The organism is Gimesia panareensis (assembly GCF_007748155.1).
Lineage (GTDB): Bacteria > Planctomycetota > Planctomycetia > Planctomycetales > Planctomycetaceae > Gimesia > Gimesia panareensis.
Window position 1 is genome coordinate 6,873,578 of record NZ_CP037421.1, and the last position, 12,858, is coordinate 6,886,435.

Below are 12,858 nucleotides of genomic sequence, written 5' to 3' on the forward strand. Positions count from 1 at the left end.
GAGGCTGTCCGTATTGTACGCGAAGGCGGGTTCAGGTTTGAATAGTCAATTCCCCGAAACGGGCTGGCCTCCCGTAATTCCAAAACTGCTGCGCAAGAACCCGCAGAATGCGAGCATTCCGCAAGCTCTCTGCAGAATTCCTCAAACCGGCAGCTTGACCAGTTCGACTCTGAACCGACGTTTCGACATTCCTGCAACGCCGTCAGTCGGATTTTTTACCGAAGCCCGATGTGTCGCGCGACTGTTTCGACAGCCAGTCGCACGCCGGTTCCGGAAGACCTTCGTGTCCCCCCTGGAAAATTGTGACACGGGCCTGGCCTGACTTTCGGCGGAGATGAATGTCGCGGCCATAGGTGTCATCGGGGCTCTCATCTCCGGGCTGCGGGTTTTGCAACTTCCCCTGGTCCCACAATTGTTGCATCTCTGCTTTGGTGATCAAGGGGCTGTGATTCTGTTTGGCCAGTGCATTATAGGCATTAAGTGTGTGCATGAAGGGTACGGAGCCCGTCTGACCGTCCGTCACACCGGCATTCAGATCGAGGGGGACCTCGGTCGCACTGGCAATCCAGTACAGGGGAGAACGATCGCGGTACTGTGCATCGACCTCTTGGGATGTACCAGGCTTGCCCGTCAATGACTTGAGAATCATCTGGGCGTACCGCTGCGGTTTGCCATCTTTAACGTGAAAGCGATACCAGTCTGCCAGATCGCTGATACCGACCCAGGCGGAAGCCGCAGAGAAGCGATCGGGATGATGGCCCACCATGAGCATCGTCATGTGTCCGCCCCCGGAAGAACCGGCCAGGTAAATCCGCGACTGGTCGACATCGTAGTGTTTGATGACATAAGCGATCGCGTCCAGAATATCCTGGCGCGCCAGCCGCGAACCACAGGCTTCGGGCTGCTGATTGACGCCGCGGAAGTTCGGATGCAGGTAAATCCAGCCGCGCTGTTGCGCCTGCTTGAGCCACTTGGCGTTATTCTGTTTATAGTTGCCGCTCCAGGAATGCAGAAAGACGAACAGCGGCGTCGGTCTGGTCTTCGCGGACTCCGGCGCCCAGATCAGGGAGGGCTGCAGGCTCTGATCCAGCGTACTTTTGACTTCCATCAGCTTGAGGGCTGCATTGTCTGCCGGCTTCGCTTCAGGCGATTTTTCTGCGGCGGTCAACGTCTGACTGGATGACAGACACAGGGCCAGAACCAGAGCGGTAGAACACAATTTTTGAAGCATCAATCAAAACTCCTCAGTTAGCTGAATCAAAGGCTGCTGTTACTTGTCGTCTTCGGAATCGGTTTTCTCTTTGGCATATTCAATTTTGCCCCAGAGGTTGCCGCCCACTTTGCCATGCTGCCAGGTGCCGGCGTAGCGACCTTCGAAGAACATCACCCGTGAGGTAAATGCATTGCCCAGTCCGGGAATGGAAATATTGGTCAGCGAAATCACAGGGGTATCGCCGGCCCAGTAGACGTTGAGGGGAATGGGGACATTGACATCGTTGTCACCATACTTGATCCGGGCAGTCAACAGCCACTGATCGCCTTCCAGTTTTTTGGCAGAGGCGATTTCATAGCGTTCTTCCTTGAGCGGATTGCCATTCTCTCTGCCATCCACGGTAAAATGGCCCACCAGCGTGGCGCCCGACATTTCTTTCTCAAACTTCTTTTCCAGTTCCGCCTGCTTTGCGTCGTCGGCGAAAGTGGCACTCAGAGACAGCATCATTACACAGACGGCCAGTGAACTTTTCTTGAGAAAACTCATGATTTATGCCTCATCAATTGGTTGTGAATTTTCAGGGAGAAGCGAATTCGCTACGATACGTTCATCCTACACGATCTGAGCCTTCAGGTGAATCATACGGAAGCACAATGACAGATTCTGTTCCTCCATCCCAGTCTGACGACACCCCGGCATCCCAGTCTGACGACACCCCGGGCAGCGCCTGTCCCCCGCCGGGCTCTCCCCCCGATTATACCATCTTAACCCCCGCATTTGAAAAGCTTTGCGACGTTATTGCCCGCCTGAGGTCGCCGGAAGGGTGTCCCTGGGACCGGGCCCAGACACTGGAAACGATTAAACCGTACACGCTGGAAGAGACCTATGAACTGCTGGAGGCCATCGATTCGGGCAACGATCAGCATATCATCGAAGAGCTGGGCGACCTGTTGCTGCAGATCGTGCTCGACTCCCAGATCGCGGCCGATGAAGGACGATTTGACCTGACCCATGTCGTCGAACGTCTGACGCGCAAAATGATCGAACGCCACCCGCATGTGTTTGGTGATGTGAATGCCGAGACGCCAGACGAAGTCCGCCGGAACTGGGATCAGATCAAGGACCAGGAAAAGCAGCGACGCTCCATCTTCGACGGCTTACCGGAGGCGCTGCCTGCCCTGGCCCGTGCAGCCCGGGTCGCGGAAAAAGCGGCGAAGGTCGGCTACGACTTTCCCCACCGGGACATGCTGTTCGATAAACTGCGGGAAGAAATCCAGGAGCTGGCAGACGAACTGTTTCACGATGGCCAGCTGCCCGAAACCCAGGCAACAGTCGAAGCGGAAGTGGTCGCCGATGAAGCACTGACTGACACGGAGTTGCACGCGCGAGTGGAAGGCGAGTTGGGAGACATTCTGTTTGTGGTCGCAAACATCGCCCGCCGCTGGAAGATCAATCCGGAAGAAGCACTGCGGAAGAGCAACCGCAAGTTTCAGCAACGGGTCCAGAAAATTGAACAGGCGCTGGAAGCAGAAGGCCGTTCCATCCAGGAAGCGTCATTGCAGGAAATGGAAGCGATTTACCAGGCGGTCAAGCAGCAGGAACGCGAGCAGCACTGAATCCGTTTAGAACGGCAGATCCACGCCAAGCCCTTCTTCGAGGGCGAATTCATAAACCTGGACTCCCATCGCCACGTCTTCAGCAGCAATCCCCACTGATTTGAACAGGGTCACCTGATCATCGGTCGCACGTCCGGTTTCTCGTTCGGCGATGATGTCCGACAGGTTGTGCATCAACCGCCAGTCGGTAATCCCTTCCTCAACCGGTTGCATAAAATCACCCGCTTCGATTTTGCACTGCTCAATATCATCACAGACAATCACATCGGCCCGCTTGATCGTGGTCCGATCGATTTCGCGGCGACTGCGATGATTGGAGCCGATCACATTCAGGTGCGTCCCTTCATCCAGGACGCGACCATCAAACAGAGGTGCTTTGCTGGTGGTCGCACAGATGACGATGTCTTTTTCGGCAGCGGTTTCGTCGGGGGAGTGGCAGGCACTGACTTCGACATCACACAGCTCCGTCATCTCTTCGGCAAAACGGCTGCAGTTTTCGAAATTGCGTGAATAAACCTGCACGAATTCGATCTTGCGGGTCATACAGACCGCCTGCAGCTGTGTGCGGGCCTGCAGTCCGGAACCGAACATGCCCACTACTTTGGAATCGGGGCGGGCCATGTATTCGGTGGCGACCGCACTGGCAGCCCCAGTGCGCAGCTGGCCGAGGAAGTCCCCTTCGATCAGGGCTTTCATTTCGCCTGATTCCTGATCGTAGATCGCAACGTGAAAGCGTGCCCCTTGTTTCGTGGTGGTATATGCTTTCCAGCCGACGTAGTGCAGGTACTCATTCGCAGCCGACATCGTATGCAGCATGATGCCGGGCGCTCTCACCCGCTGACGCGGTGCATTCATCACGCGGCCGGTCGCGAGTTCCTTGAAGACCTTGTGGGTGATGAGAATGGATTTCTCCATATCCATCAGGGAACGAACGTCATCTTCAGTAAGATAGAGAGCCGCCATCTACGGTGACCTTTCCATGGATGTCTCGGATATCAGCAGAACCAGAGCGGCTGACGGGAGTTATGCCAACGACCGGGCAGCCAGTTACACGCTAACGAGAAACGCGCTGATATACAATACCAGTATCGACCTGATAGTAGCCTACCGCTTCGGCGACATGCCAGGCGACGGTGTTGGTTTCGTCTACGTGCAGTTCCAGTTTCGTGATCAGTTCTTCCTGCAGTCGACGTCCGATCTCAAGCAGCAGCGACTGTCCGTAGCCTTTGCCTCGTTCATCTTCTTTCACGTAAACGTCCGTCAGACCGATCACGCGCTCTTCCCATTTGGGAATGTACAGATCCAGCCCCACCACCGTTGCTGAAGCGATGGCATCATAGCCCGATTTGGGTACGAGTTCGAAATGCAGGGTTTCCAGCCGCCCCATCCGGGTTAGCCACCACCAGTTGGGTGCCTGGTAATCATCAGAGATGATCAGCTGCATTTTCCGCCGCAGGTTGACGAGATGGAACTTGATGGGAGGTTTCTGCCCGAGCAGGTCACGCTGATAGATGCGTGTCGAGCCGATGGCATCATAGCCCAGACCCTCAAAAAAGGGGGCCGCCAGCGGATCGGAAAGCAGAAAACCAGAAGGTCGAGTACCCCCATACAGGCCCACCAGATAGGGAGACAGAAGTCCGGAAGGGCCGGCAGTGATCTGCGTCGCACCTTTTTCCTGGAGATACGCTTCTGCCCGGGCGACCAGTTCGCGACCAATGCCCCGGCGCCGGAAGTCAGGCTGCACGATGACCGCACAGATGACGCCCTGGGAATGATCGAGGGCCGAGAGTTCCGCATTGGGGCCGAAACCTGCCAGGATAAAGCCCACGACGTTGCCGTCTTCCACCGCGACGATCAGCCCCTCGGGATCAAAATAGGGCTGGGAGAAGATGAGAACTTCGAAAGCGTCATTCGAGAGACATTCCGCGGCACCTCTACCCAATCCTGCAGAATGCCAGAGTTTCAGCAGCTGTGGCGGGTCGGTATTATGGAAGGCGCGAAACTCAGTCACAAAGTTCTCTCGCAGACTGTGAATGGGTCTAAGATCTAATTTTACAGCAATGCAGGATAGACAAAGCCCCCTTGAAAAACCAAGGGGGCTCTGGCGTCGCTTATTTCACTTTTTTAACTGCTTCAACGATGGCATCTGCAGTCAGACCGTATTTGTCCAGCAGTCCCTGCGGATCGCCACTTTCTGCAAAACAGTCACCAACGTTGACGTAAGCCATCGGTACCGGATCGATCTGCGAAACAGCCATGGAGACAGCTGATCCCAGACCGCCGTGTGCCAGATGTTCTTCTGCGACAACGATGGCACCCGTTTCACGGGCTGCTTTCGCGATGGCGTCGGTATCGAGCGGCTTGATCGTGTGCATGTCGATCACACGGGCGCTGATCCCATCTTCAGCCAGTTTGGTGGCGGCATCAATGGCACCGGCAACCATCAGGCCATTCGCAATGATGGTCACATCGTCACCTTCACGAACGGTATTGGCTTTGCCGATTTCGAAGCTGTCGCTGTCGGTATAGATCTCAGAAACGCCGGGACGTCCCAGACGCAGGTAGACGGGACCTTCGTATTCCAACATGGCTTTGGTTGCCGCTTTGGTGGAAACCGCATCGGCAGTCACCATCACGACAACGCCGGGGAGGCTGCAGGCCAGAGACACGTCTTCGATCCCCATCTGCGAAGGACCATCTTCACCGATGGAAATCCCGGCGTGCGTACCAACCATTTTGACATTCATGCCCGGGAAGGCGATCGACATTCTGATCTGGTCGTAAGCGTTGCACATCAGGAAGGCCGCAAAGCTGGCCACGACGGGGATATGTCCGGTCGAAGCCAGACCACCGGCCACGCTGACCATGTTGCTTTCAGCGATGCCGACGTTGAAGGCACGATCGGGGTGGGCCTTGGCAAAGACTTCGGTACGTGTCGAGTTTCCAACGTCACCGTCGACAGTCACAACAGTCGGAAACTGCTCACCCAGTTCTTTCAATGCATCGCCAAACGCATCGCGGGTGGCCTGTCCGATTTTCAATCCACTAAGTTCACCTAAATACATAATGCTTTATCTCTTTTGTCTGTGTATTGCCTGTAGATATTGTTTGATTCGAACTGCCGGCAACCTGATCTCGCCCGGACGTTCACCGGGCGATCAGGAACCGCAGGGGTACTAACTGAGCAGGGCGAGTGCTTTTTCTGCCAGTTCGGGAGAGAGCGGCTTGCCGTGGTAGTTGGTATCGCCAGCTTCTTCCAGCACGGGCAGAATGCCATACCCTTTTTTGGTCTGTGAAATAATGGCTTTGGGCCGGTCGGTGACCTTGGCGGCTGCTTCCAGTGCTTCGACTACCGTTTCCTGGCAGTTGCCGTTGATTGTCTGTGTATGCCAGCCAAAGGCAGCGATCTTGTCTTCGAACGAACCCATATCCAGCACGTCTTTGGTAGCGCCGGTCTGCTGGTAGCCGTTCTGGTCGATGATCGCGGTCAGATTGCCAAGCTTGTATTTCTCGGCAGCGGCGAGTGCTTCCCAGACCTGGCCTTCCTCCATTTCACCATCACCGATGACAACGAAGACGTTGGCGCCATTCTTATTTAGACGAGCTCCCAGAGCCTGGCCGATCCCCAGTGAGAGTCCCTGGCCCAGTGAACCGGTGGAGGCTTCAATGCCGGGGAGACGCTTCATGTTCGGGTGACCTTCGAAGGGGCTGCCCAGTTTGCGGAGCGTCATGACATCATCAGTAGAGAAGTAACCGGCTTCTGCCATGGCGGCGTACAGCACGGGAACGGCGTGGCCTTTACTCAAGATGAAGCGGTCGCGGGCTTCCCAGGTGGGGTTCTGTGGATCATATTTCATGAACCCGCCAAACCAGAGAGCGTTCACCACTTCGACGGCAGACAGACTGCTGCTGGGGTGTCCACTGCCAGCTTCGGTCGTCATTTTGATAATCAGACGGCGAAGGACTTTTCCTTTTTCCTTCAATTCTTCCATTGATAAGGCATTTGCTTGAGCAGCCACTGTATTTCCTTCAATTCTTTTAAACGAACCATAAATTCATCACGCGCTCGACTCTCAATCTAGTTCCCCTCTGTAAAAATGGAACCTGCTGTGTTCAGAGGACCGAAAGAAGGGTGTTACCTGATCTGGCAATCAGAGAATGGAGCTGTGACAGCATTCAGGCGCCACCAGGCGCAACTTAAGCGCGTCAATTACTTACGGTATGCTAACGAGCCAGCCTCTCAGCCACAACCATCTAGGCTCTAGAAACCCGTTTGTGCACTGGAAAAGCAGCTTCACGGCTTACTTTTTGTATAAAATACCCGATCTCCCCTACGCAGCTTTCTTCAGAAATTAACGGTTTCCCGTTTCCTGCGAAATTCACAACTGTTTATCCGACTAGTCTTTAAAGCGAGTATTCAATCGTCCATAATGAAACGGTTGATTAAGTTTTACGGTTCCCCTCAGGATGGGCGTAGCATGTCTGAAAGCAGTTTTACTGATCAGGAATTACTGTCGTATCTTGATGAAAGTCTGTCGACGGATCTGATGTCGCAGCTTGAGGCGGCTTTGCGTCATTCAGACCGACTGCGAGTCCGGCTGGCGGAGCTGTCCCGCCAGCGTGATGAAGGCGTTCATTCGGTGGGCGAAATCTGGCGACGGAACCGTTTGAGCTGCCCCACCCGGAGTCAGTTGGGCGGGTATCTGCTCGAAACGCTCTCCCCGGAATTCCAGAGTTATATCGAATTCCATCTGGAGCAGACCGGCTGTCGCTTCTGCAATGCGAATCTGGAAGACCTGAAAGCGGGGCTGTCCAATCTCTCTGCAGACTCCCAGCGCCGCCGCGAGAAGTACTTTCAATCCTCCGCCGGGTATCTCAGTTCGAAACAGGACGAAGACTGAACCGACTGTCTCAATCGAGCGGACCGGATTCAAAATCGGATTTGTTGACCCAGCCTGCTTTGAGCGGTTCCCCCCTCATGTAACGTTCATAGAAACTACGCGTACGGGGATCGGAATACTGATAGGCTTCAAAGACGCCCCCCTGACCCGACATCCGCGGGTCCTGCTGCGCCTTGAGCTCCGTTTCCAGCTGTTGCTTCAACTCCTGCTTGACTTTCTGATATTGGGGATTGTCCGCCAGATTCTGCATACACTCCTGATCGCTGTCGATTGCAAACAGTTCCTCCGCGGAGCGTTTCCCGAATGCAAGCTGCCAGAACTGCTGCTGTTTGCCTTCGCGACGGAGATCCAGGATCGCGGTTTTTGTTGGACTGCCGTCACAGTTCAGGTAGCCGGTCTCGGGATTGCCGGCAGGCCAGCGTCCCGTCTCGTAATTGCGCAGGTAGAGCATGCCCCCTTTGACGATGCCGCGAATCGGATAGCCCTGGTCGTGGGGACGTCCGATATCATGACGTTCTTTGCCGATGAGCACATGATCGCGGGCCGGATTGACCTGCCCTGATTTCGTGGAGTTGAAAATATCGGTCAGGCTGTGTCCCGCCGCAGGCTGCATGCCGGTCTGTTCCCATTTGAGACCCGCGACTTCGATGAACGTCGGAGCGAAATCGATAAAGCTGACGTAATCTTTGATGACGCGACCGGGGGCCTTGATACCGGCCGGCCACATGATCGCCAGCGGGAGGTGATTCGAGAGTTCGTATTCCTGCCCCTTGATACGGGGAAACGGCATACCATTATCGGCGGTGACAACCACCAGCGTGTTTTCCAGTTCCCCCCGCTGTTCCAGGAGCTTCAGCATCCGGGCAAGATGATGATCGAAGTGCTCAACTTCGTAGGCGTAGTCGAGCATGTCATTGCGAATGACTTCGTTGTCCGGCCAGTAAGCGGGGACCTGGTCGATATCCGTAATTTTCTTGCCGGCGTTTTTCGCACCGGATCCATATTCATAGCGGCGATGTGGTTCGAAACCGCCATACCAGAAGCACCAGGACTTTTCCTCGGGACAGGTCTCGAGAAACTGCGCGAAGTTACCGGCGTAATCAATGGGCGAGATGCCGGTAGCGGGCGGTTTGAGTTTTTTGCTGTTAAATGCGGGACCGGCCAGATTGCGGCGTTTGCCTTGTGCATCGACGGCAACTCCGGGTGCCCAGCCTTTGGCGGTTTTCCCGACGGTATAGCCGTGCTCCGCCAGGGCTTCGACATAGGTTTTGAATTCGGGTGGGAAGAAAGCCATGTGATTGCCGGCTTCTTTGAGCTGCCAGGAATTGCGACCGGTCAGAATGCAGGCCCGGGAAGGGGCACACTTGGCGTTCGGAGTATAGGCGTTGGTGAACAGCAACCCTTCGCGGGCCACGCGATCAAAGGCGGGGGTCTTGACCCAGGTACAGCCATACGCGCCCATATACGGATACGAGGCATCGTCGGCAATACAAAACAGAATATTCGGCCGCGTGGTTTCTGCCGCCTGTGATTGGTTGGTCAAGAATCCTGCCACAGTCAGACAGAGACAGGCAGCCTGTAAGAGACCAGCGAAGCGCATATTCATGGATGTCGGTTCCTGCTCAGAAACATCGGAGATAAAGTCAATTCACCAGACTTTATCTTAGGCGAGGCCCCGGGCGGTCACAAGCGATTTTGCTTTTCAAGGCAGAAGAGCCGCAGGAACACGCTTGACTTCAGTTCAGGCTGAAGGCATTGGAAGGAATCGCCGCTGCGGGATCACGCTGCTGCTGACGATGGATGCTCTTCAGAAAGCTCAACAGGAGATCGCTCCGCTGATCGACATCCTGTTCTGCCAGGATGAGTCTCTGCAGCGGAGATTCCAGCGGAAGCGAACCGGCAAGCGTATCGCAGAGAGCCCCCAGTTCCATTTCGCGATGGAGCTGATGAAAATAGGTGGGCTCAGAAACGTGATTCATAAAGATGCGCGAATAATGATCAATCAGTTCCAGGTGCCGATGCTCGCGGTGAATGACCGGTTCCGCAGGATAGTAATCGCGTTTGAGTTCCAGCAACGCGGTTCGATAAGGCGCATCGGAGTTGAGCAGAGTCACAGCGCGGGCGCGACTGAGCCCCCGCAGCAGCAGGGAATAGTGTCCCGAATCCAATTGACAGGGAGAGACGATGGAAGCCAGACAGACGGGACGAATCTCCGTTCCGGGCGGCTGGATCATTCCGGTTTGCGGACAGACCTGATGCAAATCAATGGCGATGAGGGAGCCGGCCGCCAGGGCATCCGAGACGAGCTGACAATCGAGGGGTGCCGTAATTCTCAGCAATTGCAGAGCGTGGGGTAACAGAACACAATCTTCCAGGCTCAGTACCGGCACAACACCGGAACGGGCCTCTAACTGTTGCTCAATCAAATGCGACTCAGACACCATCTGCTAATTCCTGTCGATACATTGAAAAACGATCCGAAGTCCCGCATACTGAGACCAGATCAAATCCACGCCGGTGATGACCAGCGATGTCACTCAGAGTAGCACTCCAGTTTGGGAATTGTCATTCAGAATATGGCTAAAAAAAAGAAACCCGCTGAGTCAGGTTCCAGTTATGCCGACTCGCTTGATGCAAAAAAGAAACATGCCCGCAAAATTGCGCGCGGCCTGGCCCGCCTGTTCCCCGAACCCGAATGTGCCCTGATCCACGATTCACCGTTTCAGCTGCTGGTGGCCACGATTCTGTCCGCTCAGTGCACCGACGAACGGGTGAATGCGACCACCCCGACGCTGTTTAAAAAATATCCGACGGCAGCAAAGCTGGCGGCGAGCAAACAGGCAGACGTGGAGAAAATCGTCTACCCGCTCGGTTTTTTCCGCGCGAAAGCAACCAACATCCGCAAAATGGCACAGGCGCTGATGGAAGAACACGACGGCGAAGTGCCCAAAACGCTTAAGGAACTGGTCGCCCTGCCCGGCGTAGGACGCAAGACCGCGAATGTGGTGCTGGGGACCGCTTTTGATATCCCCAGCGGCGTCGTGGTCGACACGCATGTGAAGCGGATCTGTAACATTTTCGGGCTGACCACGAGTAAAAATCCGGAGATCATCGAACGCGATCTGATGGAAGTGCTTCCCAAAAAGGAATGGATCGCCTTCTCGCATCGCGTGATTCTGCACGGCCGGGCGACCTGCGTGGCCCGCAAGCCACGGTGCAGGGAATGCAGCCTGTTAAAAATCTGTCCGCGGATTGGATTAAAACCGCTGGAATAGCTGCTCGCTTCCGTAACGATATGAAGACGACTTGTCGCAGATTCTGAAAACGTCGGTCTGAAGTGTTGAAAGCCGGTTCGCAGGGGTTTATGGTTCCATTATGCAGAGTCTTTATTCAACCTTCATCATAATGAGCCGCCGATGATCCTGACCGGGAAAGAAATCAAGAAACGCCTGGGAACCGATATTATCATTGAGCCCTACCATGAAAAATATCTGAACCCCAACAGCTATAACCTCTGTCTGCATAACGAGTTGATGGTTTACGAGGAAATCGTGCTGGACATGGCACGCCCGAACCGGCTGGGGAAATATGTCATCCCGGAAGAAGGGATGGTTCTGCACCCCGGACAGTTGTACCTGGGACGGACCACCGAGCGGACAGAAACGCATAACCTGGTGCCTCTGCTGGAGGGCCGCTCTTCGATCGGGCGGTTGGGAATTTCTGTTCACGCCACCGCTGGTGTGGGCGATATCGGATTCTGCGGCTACTGGACGCTGGAAATTACCGTGGCCCAGCCGGTCCGCATTTATGCCGGCATTCCGATCTGCCAGATCATCTACCACACCGTGGAAGGTGAGATTGTCGAATACAACAGCGACAAATATCAGAACAACAAAGGGATTCAGCCCAGCCTGTTGTTCAAGGAGCTGGATCCGAACGAAAATCGCCAGATGCGACTCTCATTTGGCGAAGAGGGTTCCAGGGAATAGCCCGGCCCTTTCATGAGACTAAAAGAAAAGGCGTTACAGCTGGAACTGTAACGCCTTTTTGATTTGACAGACACGAGCCGGTTACACGGTCCAGGTATCCCCGGTGTTGAACAGGGATTCGAGGTCCCCTGCTCCGTTTTTCTCGATGGTGGATTCCACCTGATTGTAAACGGCTTCGTTGTAGGTCGGCTGTTCGACGCAGCGGAAGACTCCCATGGGTTCGGGCATTTCCGGATACCGCATGCTGGCCAGCAGGAACGCGAGGTTCATGTCTTCTGATTTTTCATCGTGGAAGAGCAGATCGTCTTCGGTGACACCTTTGCCCAGTTCGACGACTTCGGGCTGATCGTGGCTGTTGAGCCGGATTCCCTTATCGCGATCTTTGCCGAAGATCAGCGGCTTGCCGTGCTCGAGGTAGATCACGTTTTCTTCCTTCTCGCCTTTCTTCGATGCAAACGCGAATGCGCCGCTGTTGAAGACGTTACAGTCCTGGTAGACCTCTACAAAGGCGGTTCCCTTGTGGCTGGCAGCCCGTTCGAGCACGCTGCAAAGATGCTTGATATCGACGTCGACCGAGCGGGCGGCAAACGTAGCGCGGGCACCGATGGCAACCGACAACGGATTCAGAGGGCGGTCCACCGATCCGAAGGGAGTACTTTTGGTTTTAGTTCCCGTAGGACTGGTCGGTGAGTACTGTCCTTTGGTCAGACCATAAATCTGGTTGTTGAACAGGATGACTTTCACATCGACATTCCGACGCAGGACGTGCATGAAGTGGTTACCGCCGATGGAGAGCGAATCGCCATCACCGGTGATGACCCAGACCTGCAGATCGGGATTCGCGAGTTTCACGCCTGTCGCAACTGCCGGGGCCCGACCGTGAATACTGTGCATGCCGTACGTATCCATGTAATACGGGAAGCGGCTGGAGCAGCCGATGCCGGACACGAATACGAATTTTTCCTTGGGGATTCCCAGGGTCGGCAGAACCTTTTTCATCTGGGCGAGAATCGAGTAGTCGCCGCAGCGCGGGCACCAGCGGATTTCCTGGTCACTGGCAAAATCTTTGGGCGAGAGGACAGGTAGCGAGGTGTCTACACTCATTTTTTTATCCTTAAACGCAATCAATCGTTTCTAAA

13 protein-coding genes are annotated in these 12,858 nt (G+C 55.0%); 4 read left to right on the forward strand and 9 right to left on the reverse strand.

Features of this window, described 5'->3' with window-relative positions; all coding sequences use genetic code 11:
* Positions 1–202: 202 nt before the first annotated feature.
* Positions 203–1,231, reverse strand: a complete 1,029-nt coding sequence (locus tag Enr10x_RS25815; RefSeq protein WP_145451849.1) for an alpha/beta hydrolase family protein — start codon at positions 1,229–1,231, stop codon at positions 203–205.
* A gap of 39 nt (positions 1,232–1,270) precedes the next feature.
* Complete coding sequence (locus Enr10x_RS25820) at positions 1,271–1,759, reverse strand: hypothetical protein (RefSeq protein WP_197997369.1); 489 nt, start codon at positions 1,757–1,759, stop codon at positions 1,271–1,273.
* A 107-nt stretch (positions 1,760–1,866) separates the two neighbouring features.
* Here Enr10x_RS25820 and mazG point away from each other — a divergent pair, with 107 nt between their 5' ends.
* Positions 1,867–2,829 carry a nucleoside triphosphate pyrophosphohydrolase gene (gene mazG, locus Enr10x_RS25825; protein ID WP_145451851.1) on the forward strand — a complete coding sequence of 321 codons (963 nt, stop codon included), beginning with the start codon at positions 1,867–1,869 and terminating at the stop codon, positions 2,827–2,829.
* A 6-nt stretch (positions 2,830–2,835) separates the two neighbouring features.
* Here the strand turns inward: mazG and Enr10x_RS25830 are convergent, their stop codons facing one another.
* The 4 genes from Enr10x_RS25830 to Enr10x_RS25845 all read right to left on the reverse strand — a co-directional run bounded on the left by Enr10x_RS25830 (position 2,836) and on the right by Enr10x_RS25845 (position 6,848).
* Complete coding sequence (locus tag Enr10x_RS25830; protein WP_145451853.1) at positions 2,836–3,792, reverse strand: ornithine cyclodeaminase family protein; 957 nt, start codon at positions 3,790–3,792, stop codon at positions 2,836–2,838.
* 91 nt (positions 3,793–3,883) lie between these two features.
* On the reverse strand, positions 3,884–4,840 hold the full coding sequence (locus tag Enr10x_RS25835; RefSeq protein WP_145451855.1) for a GNAT family N-acetyltransferase: 957 nt from the start codon (positions 4,838–4,840) through the stop codon (positions 3,884–3,886).
* A 100-nt stretch (positions 4,841–4,940) separates the two neighbouring features.
* The gene (locus Enr10x_RS25840; protein ID WP_145451857.1) at positions 4,941–5,894 is read right to left on the reverse strand and encodes a transketolase family protein; all 954 of its coding nucleotides are present in this window, start codon (positions 5,892–5,894) and stop codon (positions 4,941–4,943) included.
* 111 nt (positions 5,895–6,005) lie between these two features.
* Positions 6,006–6,848 carry a transketolase gene (locus tag Enr10x_RS25845; protein ID WP_145114397.1) on the reverse strand — a complete coding sequence of 281 codons (843 nt, stop codon included), beginning with the start codon at positions 6,846–6,848 and terminating at the stop codon, positions 6,006–6,008.
* A 459-nt stretch (positions 6,849–7,307) separates the two neighbouring features.
* On the opposite strand from Enr10x_RS25845, the gene Enr10x_RS25850 reads away from it, so the two are divergent.
* Positions 7,308–7,730, forward strand: a complete 423-nt coding sequence (locus Enr10x_RS25850; RefSeq protein WP_145451859.1) for an anti-sigma factor — start codon at positions 7,308–7,310, stop codon at positions 7,728–7,730.
* Positions 7,731–7,740: 10 nt separating this feature from the next.
* Here Enr10x_RS25850 and Enr10x_RS25855 read toward each other — a convergent pair whose 3' ends face one another.
* Positions 7,741–9,330, reverse strand: coding sequence for a sulfatase family protein (locus tag Enr10x_RS25855; RefSeq protein ID WP_145452817.1), 1,590 nt, complete (start codon positions 9,328–9,330; stop codon positions 7,741–7,743).
* A 136-nt stretch (positions 9,331–9,466) separates the two neighbouring features.
* Positions 9,467–10,174 carry an LON peptidase substrate-binding domain-containing protein gene (locus Enr10x_RS25860; protein ID WP_145114401.1) on the reverse strand — a complete coding sequence of 236 codons (708 nt, stop codon included), beginning with the start codon at positions 10,172–10,174 and terminating at the stop codon, positions 9,467–9,469.
* Positions 10,175–10,306: 132 nt separating this feature from the next.
* Here Enr10x_RS25860 and nth point away from each other — a divergent pair, with 132 nt between their 5' ends.
* Together nth and dcd are read left to right on the forward strand one after the other, a co-directional pair.
* Positions 10,307–11,005, forward strand: a complete 699-nt coding sequence (gene nth / locus Enr10x_RS25865; protein ID WP_145451861.1) for an endonuclease III — start codon at positions 10,307–10,309, stop codon at positions 11,003–11,005.
* A 141-nt stretch (positions 11,006–11,146) separates the two neighbouring features.
* Positions 11,147–11,719: a dCTP deaminase gene (gene dcd / locus Enr10x_RS25870; protein ID WP_145451863.1), complete on the forward strand. Its 573-nt coding sequence runs from the start codon at positions 11,147–11,149 to the stop codon at positions 11,717–11,719.
* An 81-nt stretch (positions 11,720–11,800) separates the two neighbouring features.
* On the opposite strand, the gene Enr10x_RS25875 is transcribed toward dcd, so the two are convergent.
* Complete coding sequence (locus tag Enr10x_RS25875; RefSeq protein ID WP_145114407.1) at positions 11,801–12,823, reverse strand: 2-oxoacid:ferredoxin oxidoreductase subunit beta; 1,023 nt, start codon at positions 12,821–12,823, stop codon at positions 11,801–11,803.
* Between the last annotated feature and the right edge of the window lie 35 nt (positions 12,824–12,858).